This window comes from Bacillus spongiae, from assembly GCF_037120725.1.
Taxonomy (GTDB): Bacteria; Bacillota; Bacilli; order Bacillales; family Bacillaceae_K; genus Bacillus_CI; species Bacillus_CI spongiae.
The window spans coordinates 130622-150697 of sequence record NZ_JBBAXC010000009.1 but is presented as its reverse complement, the minus strand read 5'-3'; the positions used below and the strand labels follow the sequence as shown (position 1 = coordinate 150697).

Sequence of the window (20076 nt, the reverse complement as noted above, 5' to 3'; positions counted from 1 at the left end):
CAAAAGACACGATTGAATATTGATTGTATAATACCCCTTTTTATCTTTTTCAAATTTCATAGAAAGTTGTCGATTAAATCTAAAAGGAATCTCCCCGATTTTGAGGAATAATATGTATGATGCCACAAAATAGGGAGGTTTTCTTTTGAGAGAACAATTGAATCGCTTCATTCATGCTTATGAGTTAAGACCCCACGTGCAACAATTAATGCCTCATAGCCCCTTTTGCCTATTGCTTCAAACGGAAGAAGAAACGTGGTTCTTAAAATGGCAGGAGAAAAAGGTAGAAATTCTTTCTGAATATAACCATCAGCCGAACATTACACTCATAGGATCTCAAGAGAACTTTACCGTATTATTTTCAGCTAGACAAAAGCTCTCAACCCTTGTGACACTTGAGCTGCTAAATTATAACGGGCGCTATCGAGATTACTTGCGAATGGAATCGATCCTGTGGCTTTGCGGATAAAGGGTAAATGTGGAAGAATAAAAACTATTGACACAACAAAAAATATCATGTTAGAATCACAAACATAAATTAATTATTTAAAAATGAACGACAAGTAAAATTAAATATAGTGATAAGACTCTTATCCAGAGAGGTGGAGGGATGTGCCCTATGAAACCCGGCAACCATCAACGATTACGTTGAAATGGTGCCAATTCACACGAAACACGGATAGTGTTTCGGCAGATGAGAGAAAGGAATATTCATTTTTGCCTTTCTGCTCTTTTGCAGAAAGGCATTTTTTATTCTATCAGACAAATACTAACCTAGAAGCACAGAAGAGAAGATTGGAAAGTGGGTGATGGAGTTGATCTCCATTTCGAATGTAAAGAAAGTTTTTAATACAAAATCTGGGACTATTACAGCTGTTGATAATGTAAATCTTCAAATCCAAAAAGGAGAAATTTTTGGAATGATTGGGTACAGTGGTGCAGGAAAAAGTACATTGCTGCGAATGTTGAATGGTCTAGAAGTACCTACAACAGGTGAGGTTCAGATTAATAATAAAATAATATCAAAAATAACAGGGAAAGACTTAAGGAAAGCACGCCAAAGAATATCGATGATTTTTCAGCATTTTAATCTTTTATGGTCTCGAACAGTTGCTGAAAATATTGCATTCCCTCTTGAGATTGCTGGTGTTGATAAACCACAAAGAGAGAGAAGAGTCGCGGAGCTGATTAAGTTAGTCGGTTTAGAAGGAAGAGAGGCTGCTTACCCTTCGCAACTTAGTGGAGGACAAAAGCAACGTGTTGGCATTGCTAGAGCACTAGCAAATAATCCACAGGTGTTATTATGTGACGAAGCAACTTCCGCTCTCGATCCTGAAACGACGGACAGCATACTAAATTTATTAGTGGAAATTAATAAACAGCTAGGCTTAACAATTGTTTTAATTACACATGAGATGCACGTCATTAAGAAAATCTGTCATCGAGTAGCCGTGTTGGAAGATGGGAAGGTTGTTGAGATGGGAGATGTACTAGATGTATTTCAACACCCAAAACAGAAGATTACTAAACGTTTTGTTCAACAAATTAGTGAACAAGAGGAGACGAGTGAAACGATCCAACACTTACTTGGTCAATATCCAAATGGGAAAGTAATAAAATTAACTTTTATTGAAGCATCTGCAGAGCAGCCTGTTATTACCTCCCTAATTAGAAAATATAAAATCAATGTGAATATTCTTCAAGGGAATATTGCCCATACCCAAAAAGGACCGTATGGAACACTAATTCTTCATCTAGCGGGAGATAGTGACGAAATAGGAGAAGCCCTTCATTACCTTGATGAACAAAACGTAGGGGTGGAGGTGATTACAGCATGATTGAAACGTTATTTCCAAATGTGGAATGGGACAATATGTGGGAAGCTACATTAGAAACATTATATATGACAGGAATGGCGGTAAGTATTACCTTCATCCTTGGTACGATGTTAGGACTCATTTTATTTTTAACTTCACAGGGAAATTTATGGGAACAGAAATTTGTTTACTCTTTAACAAGTGCTGTGGTGAATGTGTTCCGATCTATTCCTTTTATTATTTTAATTGTTTTACTGATTCCCTTTACTAAAATTTTATTAGGTACCATTCGTGGTGCAAATGCAGCACTTCCTGCACTGATTATCGGGGCAGCACCGTTTTATGCAAGGATGGTTGAGCTCGCACTTCGAGAAATTAATAAAGGTGTTATTGAAGCAGCAAGGTCAATGGGAGCCAAAACATTTACAATCATTTGGAAAGTACTTTTACCAGAATCCCTGCCTGCGCTCATATCAGGGTTAACCGTAACGGCCATTGCTTTAGTTGGATATACAGCCATGGCGGGAGTGATTGGAGCAGGTGGTCTAGGAAACTTAGCCTATTTAGATGGATTTCAACGAAGTAGAGATGATGTCACTTTAATGGCAACCATCATTATTTTAATTATTGTGTTCGCCCTCCAAGCAATTGGAGATGTCATAACTAAAAGAATAGACAAAAGATAAGGAGAGGTTCAACATGAAAAAATGGATTAAAGGATTAGCAATAGGAAGTGTTTTAACTTTAGCTGCTTGCGGAAATGGTGATGAAGCTGAGAATAAAATTGTGGTTGGAGCGTCAAACGTACCTCATGCTGAAATTTTAGAAAAGGCAGTACCTTTATTAGAGGAGAAAGGCTATGAACTTGAAATTGAAACATATCAAGATTATATTTTGCCGAACCAAGATTTAGACAATGGAGATTTAGATGCGAATTATTTTCAACACATTCCTTATTTAGAGTTAGAAATAGCTGATAAAGGGTATGATTTTGTGAATGCTGGTGGAATTCATATCGAGCCGATCGGTGTATACTCAACGAAATATAACTCATTGGAGGAATTACCTGAAGGGGCAGTTATCCTGCTAAGTAGTGCAGTTCCTGATCACGGTCGTATTTTAACAATGCTTGAAGCGGAAGGCTTAATTACATTATCAGAGGATGTTGAAAAAACAGCTGCAACAATTGATGACATTGTCGAAAACCCAAAGAACCTTGAGTTTGATTATGAGTATGAGGCAGCACTACTTCCAGAGCTATTTAAAAATGGAGAAGGAGACGCTGTTTTAATCAACTCAAACTATGCACTGGATGCAGGCTTAAATCCAATCGAAGATTCAATAGCCATTGAAAATAGTGAATCACCTTATGTGAATATTGTTGCTGTAAACAGTGAGAACAAAGAAAATGAAGGAATTAAAGCATTAGTGGACGTTCTTCACTCTCAAGAAATCCAAGATTATATTTTAGAAGAGTGGGGAGGTTCGGTAGTCCCTGTATCTGAGTAAGCAGATGTTAAAACGCTTGAAGACGAAGTGATCTGTATCCAAGGTCATATCTTCAAGCGTTTTTTCTTTTGGTCATAAATATGCAAAAAGAATAATCTCTATATTTACATGGGGGATTGATTACGCTTCCTTTAAATTTGAAGTGGGTAGTTTCAAGTAGTCGTTAATCGGAGAACAGCTACAAAGGAGAGGATTGAACGAGCGTTTTTAAGCATGAAACAGCAAATGTACTTGATAAAAAAATGCAATATTGATGCTTACTTAGATACCATCAAAACGTATAATAACATCATGTTGATTTGTTTGTGTTATCTATTTTTGTAATTGATATAAGCTTACTATTTATTTATCTATATTGTTTAAAACATGTACGAGCTTAAATCCGTAGTTGAAACTCTAATTGCTAATGTTCTTTTTTAAAATTGGAAAAGTTAACTCCATTAATAATACGAGAACTGCTAGCCCAATAGAAATAATTAAGCTACTATGATTATCAATGTTGAAAAATGTACAGATCATACCAAACATAAAGATTCTAATAATCGCCATAAGTATTTTTTGGGGGAAATTTTGACCTATCGCATATTTAGTTAATTCTTCAAAAAAGGAATCGAATAGTAAAATGTATACAAAGAAACTAATAGCTAATGCTGAAATTTGTTGTTTGGTCAAATGTAAATCGAATAAAATAGCAACAATATTGGTCGACCCAGTCATTAGTAATAATAGAACGAGTATGAGGAGTGTAGGAACTAGTGATATAAATAGTGAAGCGGTAAGTATGCCAGGAATATCTAGTTTGTCCTTTGCTTCTTTTTTTTCATTTATAAAGATGAACATGAAAAAAAAGCAAGAGGAAAGAAGAAACGTGATGATAGAAGTATTTAAGAACATATCCTGGTTACCTCCTGCGAAAAAAGGAAATTATTTTACTTTAAACTGTGACAATGTCATTTGCGTTTCGAACATAGATTAACTCTTCACCACATTCTCTTCTATTATGAAGACATACTAGGGTTTAAAACTATCTAGTGAGATATCGTTAACTCGTATACATTTATTTCTACAGTAGGATCTGGTCGTTTACTGTGCGCTCTTATATAATTTGTTTTAAACATTGAACTTGAGACCCTAAAAGGCGAATGCATTTATGCTGTTGGTGATACAAAGTAAACCGAAACAATATAAAGGGTTTTCTTACCTTGTTACTCTTTCATAAAACTTTCAATCTCTTCAATTGATTTAAATAAATCTTTCGACAATACTTCATTTCCATTTTCAGTGACAAGGATGTCATCCTCAATTCTTACTCCTAGTTTTTCTTCTGGAATATAGATACCTGGTTCAACCGTAATAACCATTCCAGGCTCTAGTGGTTGAAGCATATTATAAGTATCATGTGCTTCTAAACCTAAATGGTGCGTGACTACGTGGGGATAGTAATCAAAAAGTTGTCCCTCATCAGAAATAAGCTCCAATTTTAGTAGACCTGCAGATAATGTGTTGGTCGCAATTCTTTCCAGGTCAAAAACGGTTACACCAGGTTTCACGGCGTTAATGGTCTCTTCTTGAGCTTTTAGAACGAGCTCATAAATCTCTTTTTGACGGTCAGTAAAAGTTCCATCTACCGGAAAGGATCGAGTTATATCTGCTGCATAATACTCGTATTCTGCTCCTACATCATTTACAATCATACTGTCTTTTGGAATTTCCATGTTATTATTCTGGTAATGGAATTCGGTAGAATTTTTTCCACCCCCGATTATCGGTCCAAAGCTCATTTTATCAATTTCTCGTTCATGTAATGTGTTGATAAAGGCTTCTTCTAGTTCAGCTTCATTTATATTATCTTTTGCGGTTTTCATGACCGTTTTTATTCCTTCAATGGTGACTGCAATGGCTTCTTTGATCATATTAATTTCTTCTTCAGTTTTGACCATTCTTAAGGATGCAAGCGTTTCAGAAATATCTTTTACTTGAGAACCTTTTTCACTTGCAGTTGATTTCAAATTTTTCACCGTTTGAGTTTGCACAGGTTCCCCTAATTTATTTCCGTTCAATTCTAAATATAATGTGGGTGATTCACTCAAAATAATATTTAGATCTTCTTCGAATATTTCTGCTTCTTTCATTGTACTAATCTTCGAAATTTGCTCTGCTTCCTCAGAGTTAACTTCTGCTTCTCGGGATAGGTATAAAGTTTCCTCCAAGCTGTCTTTATTCTTTTTTAGTACGATAAACCCTTCGGAATCTTTCACTCCTGTAAGGTAATAGAAGTTACGGTCCGCACCTATGTCTTCGGTAAAATACGGTTCTCGGATTCTTTCTCCATAAAGAACGACTACAGACCCAACTTCCATCTTTTCTGCTAATTTCTTTCGGTTATCCAGAAAGAAGTTATCTGGCAAAGAAACCTTTGCTTCTTCCTTATTTGAAGTTTCCTCTACTTCTTGTTTTACTTCGCTATTCGCAGTTTCTTCTTCTTTTTTTTCTTTACTAGTATTCTCTTCGCTACATGCAGATAGGATGAACACCAGTGAGAGAAAGAAAAGAGTAAAAAATTTCTTATAACTAACTACCATGAAATTACCTCCAACTATTCAATATTTTTCCAATATAATTATTACCATATCATATCATCCTCTATTAGTCTATGAAAAGACAGTCTATTCTCTTAATCAATTATTTTCCATCAATGAATGGATGGTTTTACACTATAAAATGAACAGGAAAAGAGAACTGACGATTGGAAGCTTTCCTTTCCCATTGCTTCTGCATTTCAAAACGTGGCAGAACCCCACGAAGATAACAGGCTGTTGGTTAAAATAACGTTAGATTTCTATATGGTTAGCAGAGGATAGCTCTACTGATTTTGTAACACGTTTTATGGGGTTATGATTCTTTTGGAAAAAGTGTGGTATCAAATTATTTAAAGGTTGTTTAAACTTTCATGAAGAGCCGAACATTTTAAAAGGTTGTACTTAATAATCACCAGATCCACCTTTTGATTCCATCCGTGAATAAGAACTATATAATAAGGAAAAAAGTCGGAACGATAGTGAAGGAATGCAGTATTTATAAGGGATGACCTTGCATTTATGGCAAGCCTTTATCATCAGCTGAAATAAGCTAATACTCATGCGTATTTTTTATGTTATTTCTGCATGATAATATATAGGTGGGAGTAGGAAACCTTTTGCAATACGTACATAGTGAAAACTCAGTTTAAGTAGTTGCTTATAATTTTCATTTGTTATAAGATTGTAATGAGAATAGATTGAGAATGATTTTGCTTTAGCAAATATTATAAATGTTTTTGGAGGTATGAAGATGTCAGGTTCAACGTTAACAATTACAGATTTACATGTAGCTATTGATGGGAAAGAAATTTTAAAGGGTGTTAACTTAGAGGTTAAAGGTGGAGAAATTCATGCGATTATGGGACCAAATGGTACTGGTAAATCGACGTTATCTTCTGCAATTATGGGACACCCAAAATATGAAGTAACAAGCGGAAGTATTATGTTTGATGGTAAAGATGTTTTAGAAATGGAAGTCGATGAACGTGCTCAAGCAGGATTATTCCTTGCTATGCAATACCCAAGTGAAATCAGTGGTGTAACAAACGCTGACTTCTTACGTTCTGCGATTAACAGTCGTCGTGAAGAGGGAGAAGAGATTTCCCTAATGAAATTCATTCGTCAAATGGATTCAAAGATGGAACTTCTAGAAATGGATCCAGAAATGGCACAGCGTTATTTAAATGAAGGGTTCTCTGGTGGAGAGAAAAAACGGAATGAAATCCTTCAATTAATGATGATCCAGCCGAAAATTGCCATTTTAGATGAGATTGATTCAGGTCTAGATATTGACGCGCTTAAAGTAGTTTCTAAAGGAATTAACGAAATGCGTAGCTCTGATTTTGGTTGCTTAATGATTACTCACTATCAGCGTCTTCTTAACTATATTACACCAGATAAAGTACATGTTATGATGCAAGGCCGTATTGTTAAGTCGGGCGGTCCTGAACTTGCGCAACGTCTAGAGTCAGAAGGATATGACTGGATTAAGCAAGAGCTTGGAATTGAAGACGAAACAGTTGGTCAAGAAGCGTAATTGTTAGGAGGAATGTGACTGTGGAAACGAAATTAACAGTAGATATAGATTACGTAAATACCTTCTCAACACAAAAAGGAGAGCCAGAATGGCTTACCTCTTTGCGAAAGGAAGCATTTACAAAGGCAGAAGATCTTCCAATGCCAAAGCCAGATAAGACAAAAATCGATAAATGGAACTTTTCTTCATTCGGAACTCATAATGTCAATAGCGAAGCGTACGCTTCAATTGAAGAGTTACCGGAAGAAGTAAAGGCTCTTTTAAATACAGGTGAACAAGCATCAAACCTCTATATTCAAAGAAATAATACACCATCATTGGTGTCACTTTCTCCTGAATTAGTAAGTCAAGGCGTTATATTTACAGATATTTTTACAGCGGTGAAAGAGCATAGTGAACTTGTACAAAAATATTTTATGAATGCAGTGAAAGTGGATGAACATAAGCTTACTGCCTTGCATACTGCATTATTAAACGGTGGGGCTTTCTTATATGTCCCGAAAAATGTTGAGATTCAAGAACCTATTCAAGCAATATACGTGCACGATGATGAAAATACAACTTTATTCAATCATGTACTAGTTGTAGCTGACGACAATAGCTCGGTTACATATGTGGAAAACTATATTTCTACATGTACAGTGAACGATGGGGTTTTCAATCTCATCACAGAAGTTGTGGCCAATGGTAATGCAAAAATCGCGTACGGTGCAGTTGATAATCTTGCAGAAGGATTAACAACATATGTGAATCGTCGTGGTGTGGCTGGACGTGACGCGCGTGTTGAATGGGCATTAGGCTTGATGAATGATGGTAATACGATTTCTGAAAATGTAACGAATTTAATGGGCGATGGATCTTTTGGAGAATCTAAAACCGTTGTTGTAGGTCGAGGATCACAAAAGCAAAACTTCACAACGAAGGTCGTTCATTTTGGGGAAAATTCTGAGGGATATATATTAAAACACGGTGTAATGAAAGACGAAGCTAGTTCAATCTTTAATGGGATTGGGAAAATTGAGCATGGGGCTTCCAAGTCAAATGCAGAACAAGAGTCTCGTGTACTTATGCTAAGTGAAAAAGCTAGAGGAGACGCTAACCCAATTTTATTAATTGATGAAGATGATGTAACAGCGGGTCACGCAGCGTCCGTTGGCCGTGTAGATCCACTTCAGCTTTATTATTTAATGAGTCGCGGAATTTCTCGGAAAGAAGCTGAACGTTTGATCATTCATGGCTTCCTTGCACCAGTAGTGAACGAACTACCTATTGATGGTGTTAAAAAGCAACTAGTAGAGGTCATTGAAAGGAAAGTACAATAATGGATGTTAGAGAGATTCGTAAACAATTTCCGATTCTCGACCAAGAAGTAAATGGCCATCCACTCGTTTATTTAGATAGTGCAGCTACTTCTCAAAAGCCGATTCAGGTTATTGAAGCACTGGACGACTATTATCGAGGCTATAATTCTAACGTACATCGCGGAGTTCATACTTTAGGTACTCGAGCAACAGATGGTTATGAAGGCGCACGTGAGAAGGTTAGGAAATTCATAAATGCTTCTTCGATGGAAGAAGTGATTTTTACTAGAGGAACAACGACAGCCTTAAATCTTGTTGCCAAAAGTTATGGAATGGCTAATGTATCCACAGGAGATGAAATTGTCATAACCTATATGGAGCACCATAGTAATATCATACCTTGGCAACAACTTGCGAAGGCAACCGGAGCGACGTTAAAGTATATTCCGCTTCAAGAGGATGGGACGATTACATTAGAGGATGTTCGTGCCACGATTACGAGCAAGACAAAGATTGTCTCAATCATGCAAGTGTCAAATGTTCTCGGGACGATGAACCCCATAAAGGAAATTACTCAAATTGCTCATGAATTTGGTGCTATTATGGTGGTCGATGGAGCACAAGCTGCTCCCCATATGAAAGTAGATGTTCAAGATTTAGAATGTGATTTCTTTGCATTTTCTGGTCATAAAATGTGTGCCCCAACAGGTATTGGTGTCTTGTATGGGAAAAAGCATCTTCTGGAAGAGATGGAACCTGTTGAATTCGGTGGAGAAATGATAGATTTTGTTGGTCTTTATGAATCCACATGGAAAGAGCTACCTTGGAAATTTGAAGGTGGGACACCGATTATTGCAGGTGCTATCGGTTTGGGTGCAGCTATTGATTTCCTAGAACAGATTGGTTTAAATCATATTGAAAAACATGAGCATAAGTTAGCTGCTTACGCACTCGAAAGAATGTCTAGTATAAAAGGAATGTCTATTTATGGTCCTAAAGAACCTGGTAAACGTGCAGGACTCGTTACCTTTAATGTAGATGACGTTCATCCTCATGATTTAGCAACTGTGTTAGATGCGGAAGGGATTGCGGTCCGTGCTGGTCATCATTGTGCCCAACCATTAATGAAATGGTTAAATGTATCAGCTACAGCCCGAGCCAGTTTTTATTTATACAACACGGAGGAAGATATTGATAAGCTTGTTGAAGGGGTTGTAAAAACGAAGGAGTATTTTAGCGATGTCTTTTAATAATCTAGATACATTATATCGTCAAGTGATTATGGATCATTATAAAAATCCGCGAAATAAAGGTTCGATTGAGAATGGAAGTATGACGGTTGATATGAATAATCCAACCTGTGGGGATAGAATTCGCCTTACCATGAATGTGGAAAATGGTATTGTACAGGATGCTAAATTTGATGGAGAAGGCTGCTCTATTTCTATGGCTTCGGCATCCATGATGACACAAGCCATTAAAGGGAAAGATAGTGAAACCGCATTAAAACTTTCCAGTATTTTTTCGGATATGATGCAAGGAAAAGACTATGATGATGATATTGATTTAGGCGATATTGAAGCTTTGCAAGGAGTTGCTAAGTTTCCAGCTCGTATTAAATGTGCGACACTTGCCTGGAAAGCAATGGAGAAGGGTATTAACGAAGCTTAAGCAATAAAGCATATACAATATTGAAAATGGAGGAATCAACATGGCGAAAAACATGCCAGAGATCGGAGATTATAAATACGGCTTTAAAGACAAAGACGTGTCGATCTTCCGTTCAAAGCGAGGCCTAACACGTGAAATTGTGGAAGAAATTTCTCGTATGAAAGAGGAGCCACAATGGATGCTCGACTTTCGCTTAAAGTCATTAGAGCATTTTTACAATATGTCTATGCCACAATGGGGCGGAGACTTAAACTCATTAAACTTTGATGAAATTACGTACTATGTAAAACCATCTGAAAAATCAGAGCGAACATGGGATGAGGTTCCAGAGGAGATTAAACAAACCTTTGATAAGCTAGGAATTCCTGAAGCAGAGCAAAAATATTTAGCAGGTGTTTCTGCACAGTATGAATCTGAAGTGGTATATCATAATATGCAGGAAGATTTAGAAGAGCAGGGAATTGTCTTTAAGGATACGGATTCTGCCCTTAAGGAAAATGAAGAAATTTTCCGTGAGCATTGGGCTAAGGTAATCCCAGCAACAGATAATAAATTCGCTGCTTTAAATTCGGCTGTATGGTCTGGTGGCTCATTCATTTACGTACCTAAAGGTGTAAAAGTAGAAACGCCACTTCAAGCCTATTTCCGAATCAATTCAGAAAATATGGGCCAATTTGAGCGTACGTTAATTATTGTTGATGAAGGAGCACATGTTCATTACGTTGAAGGATGTACTGCACCTGTGTATACGACAAACTCTCTTCACTCAGCGGTTGTTGAAATCATTATTAAAAAAGATGCTTACTGTCGATATACAACGATTCAGAACTGGGCTAATAACGTGTACAATCTTGTGACAAAACGTGCCGTTTGTGAAGAAAATGCCACGATGGAATGGATTGATGGTAACATTGGTTCTAAATTAACAATGAAGTATCCAGCGGTTGTTTTAAAAGGTGAAGGTGCACGTGGAATGACGCTTTCAATTGCACTTGCTGGTAAAGGGCAACATCAGGATGCTGGGGCGAAAATGATCCACTTAGCACCGAATACATCATCGACGATTGTATCAAAATCGATTTCCAAGCAAGGTGGAAAAGTAACCTACCGTGGGATTGTTCACTTCGGTCGTAAAGCGGAAGGTGCTCGTTCAAATATCGAATGTGACACTCTTATCATGGATAATCAATCGACATCTGATACGATTCCATACAATGAGATTTTAAATGATAACATTTCCTTAGAGCACGAAGCAAAAGTTTCGAAAGTATCTGAAGAGCAATTGTTCTACTTAATGAGCCGTGGAATTTCAGAAGAAGAAGCAACGGAAATGATTGTAATGGGCTTTATTGAGCCATTTACAAAAGAACTACCAATGGAATACGCTGTAGAAATGAACCGTTTAATTAAGTTCGAAATGGAAGGTTCTATTGGATAAAACTCAAGCTTAACCTTTTCAACAGTATGAAGGATGGTGGATGATTCATTTCTGTCCATCATCTATTCATTTTATAATAACTAGCTAGCAGAAGTCGCAATATAAAAATGCGTGTCCAAATTTCATGGACACGCATTTTTTTGTTCTTATCCAACAAGAGGGCGATGGTATAAAGTATGGTAAAATAGTTCTTGCGAAGAGGTGGTAAAATGATCTATATAGGTGTTACAGGCTGGGGAGATCACGATACTCTTTATGCCGATAAGACCCAACAGAAAGATAAATTGAAAGAGTATGCAGCAAATTTTCCTACTGTAGAAGTAGATACGACGTTTTATGCTGTTCAACCGCTTAGAAATGTTGAAAAATGGGTGAACGATACTCCATCAGGTTTCCGTTTTGTTGTAAAGGCATATCAAGGAATGACGGGGCACCAACGAGGAGACATTCCTTTTCAAACAAGCGAGGAGATGTTTGCAGCTTTTATCGAATCCATCCGCCCTTTTCAAGAGTCGGAAAAATTGGCAATGGTATTATTTCAATTTCCACCTTGGTTTGATTGTACAAAACAAAATGTGGCCTATTTACGATATTGTAGGGAAAAAATGGACAACCTACCTTGTGCGTTAGAGTTTCGTCATCAGTCATGGTTCAAACAGCGATTTCTTGAAAAAACCATAGACTTCATGGAAAAAGAAAAATGGATTCATTCGATTTGTGATGAACCACAAGCTGGCATGGGCTCTGTGCCTATTATCATAAAAGCTACTACTAAGGATATGACACTAGTCCGTTTTCATGGGAGAAATAAACATGGGTGGAATGCTTCTGGTCAGAAAAATTGGCGAGATGTGCGTTATTTGTACCGTTATACAGTACAAGAGTTAACAGCGTGGAAGGAATATATTGAAGAACTGCATAAAGACAGTAAGGATGTTTATGTTTTATTTAATAATAATTCAGGCGGAGATGCTGCTGACAATGCAAAACATTTCGTGGATATTCTGGGCATCGAATACGAAAACTTAGCACCAAAACAGTTAGATTTATTTTAAAGAGCGGAGTGAATGGAATGGAATGGATTATACTAGTCTTGATAGGTTTAACAGCGGGAACACTAGGTGCATTAATTGGACTTGGGGGAGGCATCATTATCGTACCCGCATTGTTATACTTTGGGACAAGTACATCTTTGTTAACTAATATTAGCCCTCAAGTGGCAGTAGGAACATCATTAGTCATTATGATATTTACAGGATTGTCCTCTACTTTAGCCTATATGAAACATAAAACAGTGGATTATAGGAGTGGACTCCTTTTCTTTCTAGGAAGTGGTCCTGGGGCTATAGTGGGAGCGTGGGTAAACCAGTCGCTTAATATAGTTGCATTTAATATTTACTTTGGTGCTTTTATGATTTTTATATCCTTAGTATTAATGGTAAGAGATAAATTAAAACCATTTCCGTTTACAAAGAGTGGTTTGAAACGCTCATTTCAAGATGCAGAAGGGAATACATATGAATATAGCTATCAGCCCATTGTAGCAATTGGCATCTCGTTTATTGTTGGCTTTACATCGGGTTTATTTGGAATTGGGGGCGGCTCTCTCATGGTACCTGCTATGATCCTCCTGTTTTTATTTCCACCACATGTGGCCGTTGCTACGTCCATGTTTATGATTTTTTTATCAGCATTAGTAAGTTCTGTTACACATGTAATGCTTGGGAATGTTAATTGGCTTTATGCGTTAGCGCTCATTCCCGGTGCCTATATTGGTGCGAAACTGGGGGCTTACCTAAATAAGAAAGTGAAATCGGACTCTTTAGTAAACATGTTAAGGATTGTGTTGATTATCGTAGGAATTCGTTTAATTTACCAAGGGTTAGTAGGATAATCGCAGGGAGAGGATTTTGTGATTGAAAAAATACATATATACCACACAAATGACCTTCATAGTCATTTTGAAAATTGGCCGAGAATTTCTCGTTTTTTATCAGAAAGAAAGCGTCAACATGAGGTAGCAGGCGAGGAAGTTATTTTTTTGGATTTAGGAGACTTTGTTGATAAGTGGCATCCATTAACAGAGGGATCAAAAGGAAAAGCAAGTGTTCCTTTGTTAAATGAAGTAGGATATGATGCAGTGACCATTGGTAATAATGAAGGAATTACTTTTTCTCATGAAGAGTTAGATACGATGTATAAAGAGGCACAATTCGATGTGGTTGTTGCGAATTTATACACCAAAAAAGGCCAGAGACCGAAGTGGGTAAAGCCATATATTAAAAAGAAGCTAAAGAGTGGGTTTACGTTTGCCATCATTGGTATTACCGCGTATTATGAACATTTTTATCAGTTGTTAGGATGGAAGATGACGCCGCCTTTAGATGAACTTAAAAAGGTTCTGGATGATATAACAGATGTTGATGGCATTATTTTAATGTCTCACTTAGGGATTAGAGATGATGAATGGATTGCTACAGAGCATGAGGTTATCGATGTCTTATTAGGAGGGCATACACATCATTTACTTCCTAACGGGAAAGTCATTCATCAGTCTCTTCTTGGAGCTGCTGGAAAGTATGGATATTATATCGGTCATGTGCAGCTAAGTATAGACACAAGCACTAATACGATTGTTAATAAAACGGCAACTGTGTATAAAACAGAAGATTTAGAAGAAAAAAAACAGGATCAAAAACTCATTAATGATTGGATGGAGCAAGGAAAATCTCTTCTAAATAAAGAAGTTGTAAAACTAAAAAACGGATTAAAAGGGGACTGGTTTAATCCATCACCGTTAACTCAGCTTCTGTGTGATGCTATTCATCATTGGACTAAGGCAGATTGTACTTTTATTAATTCGGGGCTTGTCCTTGGTGATTTACCTCAAGGCAGTATTACACAATATCATATACATTCGTTACTTCCTCACCCTATTAATCCATGTGCAGTCACCCTAACTGGTGCAGAACTGAAAGAGGTTATTAAACAAAGCTTAAACCCAGAATTGCCACAACTACAATTAAAAGGGTTAGGTTTTCGGGGACAAGTGATGGGGAATATTGTCTATAAAGGGATTACAATTGGTGAGAGTATAAATGATCTCTCTATTAATGGAGAAAAAATTGAATTGCATCGAGAATATCGTTTAGGTACGACAGACATGTTTACCTTTGGTCATTTCTTTCCTGAGCTTAAAAGAGCCAAGAAAACATATTATATGCCAGAATTTATACGAGATGTTTTTTCATGGGAGTTAAAAAAGCATCACTCATAAGTTCTTCTCATCATACATATATGGTGAAAGGAGCGTTGAAGCATGGTGAATTTATCCCCAATTGTCATTGAAGGACATACATTTTTAGCCATTTCAGTAGAACTTCCAAAAACTAATCTGCTTGTTGTTACATGTGACAATGGCTATATTATGTGCGGTGCGCTAGATGTAAAACTTCTGAATGATAAGCTTTTTGCCCGGAAAATAATAGCAGGTAGAGCAGTCGGAGTGAAAACAATTGACGAACTTTTACATGCCCCATTAGAAATGGTTACACATGAGGCTGAGTCACTAGGAATAACAAAAGGAACTATAGGCAAAGAAGCTTTGTTAAAAATGGTGTAAAACAGCCTAAAAGGGCTGTTTTATTCTTTGTTCGCTAGTTCTCACCCTTTAAGGAAAAAGTTGAATATTAAAATTGATTCTCAATGGTTATCTACTTGCCGTACCCATTAATTGTTGACTGCACTATCTCCTTCCCTTATAAAAAGACATCATATATTTCATTTACAAAATTCACCTTTAACAAATCTCTTATTATAGATGCAAACGATACTTTTTTAAATAACTATGTAGAGATGGCTAAATAGTAAAATGTATGGAATGATCTTGGTTCAATATTTGTAAAGTGTTTAAGTAAACAACATGCTATATTTAGTGTGCTTACTTGTTATGGACTTAAGTGGAAACTTCAAATTCCTTTTTGGGAAATTTTTCTTATGTAAATAGGTTGCAAAATGCTAGATATGTTGATATAGTAGTAAAAGTGTTTAATAATTTAATAATATCCTAATCAAAATCCGATGGGGTAGAGGCTGCAAGATTTATTAGTAAGCTGTGTGAGGATGACAACGAAGATCACAGTTAAAAGGAAGTTTTGCCGAAGTAATAAAGATAGGTCGAATTCTTTATTATTGGGGTTACTTTGAAAAAAGGTAACACTGTCATTATGAAGAAATATTATCATCTTCATAATGGGGAGCTACAGATCGTGATGGAGAAATGTCTATATTACAAAGGTAATGATAGCGTCTCTATCATTACCTTTTTTGTATTTCTTCTATGATACAAACTGTTCCCCCCTGTCCTATAAATAGGAGGAGGAAAACTATATGGAAAACACAATTTACTCATTATTACCACCACTAATTGCGATTATAATGGTCGTCTTAACGAAACGAGTTCTACTTTCGTTAGGGACGGGAATTGTATCAGCAGCCCTCATTTTATCTCAATTCAATATCGTTGAAACATTTACAATTATATGGGACTCATTTAAAGGTATTTTCGTTGATGAAGGTGCACTAAATACTTGGTATGTATATATTATGCTCTTCCTACTAATTCTTGGAATGATTACGGCGTTTATTAATCTTTCAGGCGGAACACGTGCCTTTGGAGAATGGGCAATGAAGCGTGTGAAAACAAGAGTAGGAGCACAAATCGTTGCGGCAGTACTAGGAATTATTGTTTTCATCGATGATTATTTTAATGCGCTTGCAGTAGGGCAAGTCGCTCGTCCAATAACTGATCGTCACAACGTTTCTCGTGCAAAACTTGCGTACATTATTGATTCAACATCTGCACCAATTTGTGTTGTTTCCCCAATTTCGAGCTGGGGTGCGTATATCATTACCATTATTGCGGGAATTATCACGGAATATAATGTGTCGGACTACTCTGCTTTTTCGGCGTTTATTCAAATGATTCCAATGAATTTATATGTGTTTGCAGCCATTGCTCTCGTATTTATTACGACTACGCGTGGTATTAACCTAGGACAAATGAAAGTTCATGAAGCTAGAGCTATCGAATCTGGTGAAGTATATGACAAGACTAAAGACATCCCTGGAGAGTTAAAAAATGACCTTCCTGTTAGTGAGAAGGGTCAAGTTATTGATTTAATTTTACCGATCATCGCTTTAGTAGTAGGAACGATAGGAACAATGATTTGGACAGGGTTTGATGGAAAATGGGATATATTTAATATTCTTGAGAATACAGATGTAGCAACTTCATTATTATATGGAGGGTTAGTTGGATTAGCTGTAGCGGTCGTGATGAATTTACGCAAAGGATCTCAAGCATCGACCTATTCAGTCGGTATCGTGGAAGGGATTAAGTCCATGCTACCAGCTATTTATATCCTCATTTTTGCATGGATGATTGTTGGTTTAATTGATTCATTAGGGACAGGCACTTATTTAGCTGGGCTAGTGGAAGAATCGAATTTACCAATTGGATTATTACCAGCTATTCTCTTTATCGTAGCAGGAATCATTGCTTTTTCAACGGGAACATCTTGGGGTTCATTCGGTATCCTTTTACCAATCGCAGGGCAAATTGCGGCAGTAACAGATGTTGAAATGTTGCTTCCTTCATTAGCTGCTGTTTTAGCAGGTGCTGTTTTTGGTGATCATTGCTCACCAATCTCTGACACGACTATTCTTTCTTCAACTGGTGCGGGAAGTAATCACATGGATCATGTCATTACTCAGCTACCTTATGCCCTTACTGGAGCGGTGATTTCAGTTATTGGCTTTATAATTTTAGGATTTACTGGCAGCACTCTTCTTGCCCTTGGTATAACCGCTATGTTATTAATAGCTTATGGTTTTGTGATGGGCAATAAAGGTGAAAAGACAGTATAATAGATTAAAAAACTTAGGCATGAGTCCGGAATGGAACCGGACTCATGCCTTTTCGTTTTGTCTGCTTCCGTTTATGGTAATTAGTTCGGACTTAACATGCACGACCTTTAACAGAATGTTTATTTTTATAATATTCTCCTTGGTTCATTTACTTCCATTTTTCCCTATTTAAAATAGTATACTTTATTCGCATATGATATATATCTTAATGTTTGGCGATATAATGTGGATGATTTCCTGCTAGAGACTTGGGTCAAAGGTCATAAATTTAAAGTGAATTGATGCTATAAGTGAGGATTGGATTAAATTACAAGAGAATTGTTGACTCAAAAAGGGAGGAGGTTTATTTAGTAGTGTAAGTTGATTATCTTTCAAAGAATAACACCGATATTTCAGTCATATCAATAAGGATGGAGAAAGGTATGAAATCCTAATTAAGGATGATAATCTATCACAGGTGGCGAAGGTTAGTAAGTTATAAAGAAGCGTTCCTCCCTATTTTTTTAGAATCTTTCGAATCTATGAAATATTACTTTGACTTTTGTCCTATAGGTGCTTATACTTATTGTTAGATTATAGTAAATAATCTGAAAATTATAATATTCTTGCTTCGACGAGAAGCAAGGAAGTAGGGGGGAATTGTCAATGGAAAGTCGTCCACAGTGGGGGACACGTGCTGGATTTATCCTAGCTGCTGTAGGTTCTGCCGTTGGATTAGGGAATATTTGGAGATTCCCAGGAGTAGCGTATGATAATGGAGGAGGAGCATTCTTTTTACCGTACTTATTTGCTTTATTAACTGCTGGAATTCCACTTCTTATCTTAGAGTTTACAATTGGTCACAAATACCGTGGTTCCGCTCCATTATCTTATACTCGTGCTAGTAAAGGTAGTGAATGGCTAGGCTGGTGGCAAGTTATGATTTCCTTTGTCATCTCAACTTATTATGCTGTTATTATTGCATGGGCAATGGCGTATGCTTATTTCTCAATTAATTTACAATGGCAAGATAGTGAGAGCCCAGTCAGCTTTCTAGTCGGAGACTATTTGAAGGTCACTGACCCTGGAAAGATTGGGGATCTCGTTCCTGGTGTGCTAATTCCACTAATTATAGTTTGGGTTATTACATTAGGTGTGTTATTTGCTGGTGTTAAAAAAGGAATTGAAGTAGCTAATAAGATTATGATTCCTGCACTAGTTGTTTTGTTCTTAATTATTGTTATTCGTGCCCTTACGTTAGATGGTGCAGTAGATGGATTGAATGCATTCTTCAAGCCAAATTGGGACCAAATTATGGAACCTGAAGTGTGGGTTGCAGCATATGGTCAAATCTTCTTTAGTTTATCAATTGCCTTTGCGATTATGATTACGTATTCAAGTTATTTACCTAAGAAATCTGATTTGACGAATAACGCCTTTATTACTGGGTTTGCCAATTCTAGTGTTGAGTTACTAGCTGGTTTTGGAATTTTTGCTGCACTTGGTTTTATGGCATTTTCTCAAGGTGTAGCGTTTGAAGAGCTGGATGCGAGCATGAGTGGGATATTACTAGCATTTGCTGTATTCCCTGAAATTATTAATCAGTTCCCTGCTTTAAACGGATTGTTTGGATTCTTATTCTTTACATGTTTAGTTCTTGCGGGGTTATCTTCTCTCATCTCCATTGTAGAAACGTTTGTTTCAGCAGCATCGGAGAAATTTAATGTATCACGACCTACGGCAGTTGCTGTTGGAGGAGGTCTTTCAGCCGTTATTTCCTTATTATTTGCCACACAAGGCGGACTCAACTTCCTTGACGTGACAGATGAATTTATTAACCAATTTGGTGTAGCATTAGCGGGGTTATTTGAAGTGGTATTCATTGCGTGGATTGCACGACAACTTACTCCACTTCAAAAACATGCCAATTCCGTATCTGATATTCAATTGGGATTCTGGTGGAAATTGTGCTTAGGATTAATTACACCGATTGTATTAGGTTATATGATGTACGGAAAATTAAAAGAGCGTATCATTGAAAGCTACGGTGGCGGAAGTTACCCACTAGAGTTTGTTTTTAATGCTGGTTGGGCAGTAGCAATTGGTGCAATGCTTATCGCCGTTCTATTAACCGTAAAACCTTGGAATTCTAATACGGTGGAGCTTCCGGTATCGAAGAAGGAGGTATCTTAATGGATACGAGTGCAATTGTGATGATGGTAGTTGGAGTGGTTATCATTTGGGGAGGCTTAGCAGCAAGTATATTTAATGCTGTGAAAAAGTCAAAACAATGAAGAAGAAAAAAGAGCTTCGGATA

At 36.9% G+C, this 20076-nt stretch carries 18 protein-coding genes and 2 riboswitches; of the genes, 16 read left to right on the top strand and 2 right to left on the bottom strand.

Features of this window, described 5'->3' with window-relative positions; genetic code table 11:
• Positions 1 to 145 precede the first annotated feature (145 nt).
• From WAK64_RS12440 to WAK64_RS12425, 4 genes are all read left to right on the top strand, one after another.
• On the top strand, positions 146 to 469 hold the full coding sequence (locus tag WAK64_RS12440) for a hypothetical protein (RefSeq protein WP_336587299.1): 324 nt from the start codon (positions 146 to 148) through the stop codon (positions 467 to 469).
• Between the two features lie 118 nt (positions 470 to 587).
• Positions 588 to 701, top strand: a riboswitch (SAM riboswitch).
• A 114-nt stretch (positions 702 to 815) separates the two neighbouring features.
• On the top strand, positions 816 to 1838 hold the full coding sequence (locus WAK64_RS12435; protein WP_336587348.1) for a methionine ABC transporter ATP-binding protein: 1023 nt from the start codon (positions 816 to 818) through the stop codon (positions 1836 to 1838).
• Entirely contained in the window at positions 1835 to 2503 is a 669-nt protein-coding gene (locus WAK64_RS12430) for a methionine ABC transporter permease (RefSeq protein ID WP_336587298.1), read from the top strand. The genes WAK64_RS12435 and WAK64_RS12430 overlap by 4 nt, the downstream gene beginning before the upstream one ends.
• Positions 2504 to 2516: 13 nt before the next feature.
• Positions 2517 to 3326 carry a MetQ/NlpA family ABC transporter substrate-binding protein gene (locus WAK64_RS12425; RefSeq protein ID WP_336587297.1) on the top strand — a complete coding sequence of 270 codons (810 nt, stop codon included), beginning with the start codon at positions 2517 to 2519 and terminating at the stop codon, positions 3324 to 3326.
• A gap of 396 nt (positions 3327 to 3722) precedes the next feature.
• Here WAK64_RS12425 and WAK64_RS12420 read toward each other — a convergent pair whose 3' ends face one another.
• The gene (locus WAK64_RS12420; RefSeq protein ID WP_336587296.1) at positions 3723 to 4220 is read right to left on the bottom strand and encodes a hypothetical protein; all 498 of its coding nucleotides are present in this window, start codon (positions 4218 to 4220) and stop codon (positions 3723 to 3725) included.
• A 311-nt stretch (positions 4221 to 4531) separates the two neighbouring features.
• On the bottom strand, positions 4532 to 5908 hold the full coding sequence (locus WAK64_RS12415; RefSeq protein WP_336587295.1) for an aminopeptidase P N-terminal domain-containing protein: 1377 nt from the start codon (positions 5906 to 5908) through the stop codon (positions 4532 to 4534).
• A 748-nt stretch (positions 5909 to 6656) separates the two neighbouring features.
• Here WAK64_RS12415 and sufC point away from each other — a divergent pair.
• The 12 genes from sufC (at position 6657) to WAK64_RS12355 (ending at position 20053) form a co-directional block, all read left to right on the top strand.
• Entirely contained in the window at positions 6657 to 7442 is a 786-nt protein-coding gene (sufC, locus tag WAK64_RS12410) for a Fe-S cluster assembly ATPase SufC (protein WP_336587294.1), read from the top strand.
• A gap of 14 nt (positions 7443 to 7456) precedes the next feature.
• Positions 7457 to 8764, top strand: a complete 1308-nt coding sequence (gene sufD / locus WAK64_RS12405) for a Fe-S cluster assembly protein SufD (protein ID WP_336587293.1) — start codon at positions 7457 to 7459, stop codon at positions 8762 to 8764.
• Entirely contained in the window at positions 8764 to 9993 is a 1230-nt protein-coding gene (locus WAK64_RS12400; RefSeq protein WP_336587292.1) for a cysteine desulfurase, read from the top strand. The genes sufD and WAK64_RS12400 overlap by 1 nt, the downstream gene beginning before the upstream one ends.
• On the top strand, positions 9983 to 10414 hold the full coding sequence (gene sufU, locus WAK64_RS12395) for a Fe-S cluster assembly sulfur transfer protein SufU (protein ID WP_336587291.1): 432 nt from the start codon (positions 9983 to 9985) through the stop codon (positions 10412 to 10414). Before WAK64_RS12400 ends, sufU begins: the two co-directional genes overlap by 11 nt.
• A gap of 40 nt (positions 10415 to 10454) precedes the next feature.
• Positions 10455 to 11852: a Fe-S cluster assembly protein SufB gene (gene sufB, locus WAK64_RS12390; protein ID WP_336587290.1), complete on the top strand. Its 1398-nt coding sequence runs from the start codon at positions 10455 to 10457 to the stop codon at positions 11850 to 11852.
• A gap of 209 nt (positions 11853 to 12061) precedes the next feature.
• The gene (locus WAK64_RS12385) at positions 12062 to 12907 is read left to right on the top strand and encodes a DUF72 domain-containing protein (RefSeq protein ID WP_336587289.1); all 846 of its coding nucleotides are present in this window, start codon (positions 12062 to 12064) and stop codon (positions 12905 to 12907) included.
• Between the two features lie 17 nt (positions 12908 to 12924).
• Entirely contained in the window at positions 12925 to 13746 is an 822-nt protein-coding gene (locus WAK64_RS12380; RefSeq protein WP_336587288.1) for a sulfite exporter TauE/SafE family protein, read from the top strand.
• An 18-nt stretch (positions 13747 to 13764) separates the two neighbouring features.
• On the top strand, positions 13765 to 15129 hold the full coding sequence (locus WAK64_RS12375; protein ID WP_336587287.1) for a bifunctional metallophosphatase/5'-nucleotidase: 1365 nt from the start codon (positions 13765 to 13767) through the stop codon (positions 15127 to 15129).
• Positions 15130 to 15171: 42 nt separating this feature from the next.
• Positions 15172 to 15474, top strand: coding sequence for a YunC family protein (locus WAK64_RS12370; protein ID WP_336587286.1), 303 nt, complete (start codon positions 15172 to 15174; stop codon positions 15472 to 15474).
• 456 nt (positions 15475 to 15930) lie between these two features.
• Positions 15931 to 16122, top strand: a riboswitch (Lysine riboswitch).
• 119 nt (positions 16123 to 16241) lie between these two features.
• A complete protein-coding gene (locus tag WAK64_RS12365) occupies positions 16242 to 17780 on the top strand; it encodes a Na+/H+ antiporter NhaC family protein (RefSeq protein WP_336587285.1) in 1539 nt (512 codons plus the stop codon).
• Between the two features lie 645 nt (positions 17781 to 18425).
• Positions 18426 to 19952 (top strand): sodium-dependent transporter, encoded by a 1527-nt coding sequence (locus tag WAK64_RS12360; protein WP_336587284.1) that lies wholly within the window; start codon positions 18426 to 18428, stop codon positions 19950 to 19952.
• Positions 19952 to 20053, top strand: coding sequence for a methionine/alanine import family NSS transporter small subunit (locus WAK64_RS12355; protein ID WP_336587283.1), 102 nt, complete (start codon positions 19952 to 19954; stop codon positions 20051 to 20053). Before WAK64_RS12360 ends, WAK64_RS12355 begins: the two co-directional genes overlap by 1 nt.
• The last annotated feature ends 23 nt before the right edge of the window (positions 20054 to 20076 follow it).

Coding starts and splice junctions, on each gene's coding strand:
- WAK64_RS12385 (WP_336587289.1), top strand. CDS start 12,062: ATGATCTATATAGGTGTTACAGGCTGGGGAGATCACGATACTCTTTAT.
- sufB (WP_336587290.1), top strand. CDS start 10,455: ATGGCGAAAAACATGCCAGAGATCGGAGATTATAAATACGGCTTTAAA.
- WAK64_RS12360 (WP_336587284.1), top strand. CDS start 18,426: ATGGAAAGTCGTCCACAGTGGGGGACACGTGCTGGATTTATCCTAGCT.
- WAK64_RS12415 (WP_336587295.1), bottom strand. CDS start 5,908: ATGGTAGTTAGTTATAAGAAATTTTTTACTCTTTTCTTTCTCTCACTG.
- WAK64_RS12430 (WP_336587298.1), top strand. CDS start 1,835: ATGATTGAAACGTTATTTCCAAATGTGGAATGGGACAATATGTGGGAA.
- WAK64_RS12380 (WP_336587288.1), top strand. CDS start 12,925: ATGGAATGGATTATACTAGTCTTGATAGGTTTAACAGCGGGAACACTA.
- WAK64_RS12365 (WP_336587285.1), top strand. CDS start 16,242: ATGGAAAACACAATTTACTCATTATTACCACCACTAATTGCGATTATA.
- WAK64_RS12400 (WP_336587292.1), top strand. CDS start 8,764: ATGGATGTTAGAGAGATTCGTAAACAATTTCCGATTCTCGACCAAGAA.
- WAK64_RS12420 (WP_336587296.1), bottom strand. CDS start 4,220: ATGTTCTTAAATACTTCTATCATCACGTTTCTTCTTTCCTCTTGCTTT.
- sufC (WP_336587294.1), top strand. CDS start 6,657: ATGTCAGGTTCAACGTTAACAATTACAGATTTACATGTAGCTATTGAT.
- WAK64_RS12355 (WP_336587283.1), top strand. CDS start 19,952: ATGGATACGAGTGCAATTGTGATGATGGTAGTTGGAGTGGTTATCATT.
- WAK64_RS12425 (WP_336587297.1), top strand. CDS start 2,517: ATGAAAAAATGGATTAAAGGATTAGCAATAGGAAGTGTTTTAACTTTA.
- sufU (WP_336587291.1), top strand. CDS start 9,983: ATGTCTTTTAATAATCTAGATACATTATATCGTCAAGTGATTATGGAT.
- WAK64_RS12370 (WP_336587286.1), top strand. CDS start 15,172: ATGGTGAATTTATCCCCAATTGTCATTGAAGGACATACATTTTTAGCC.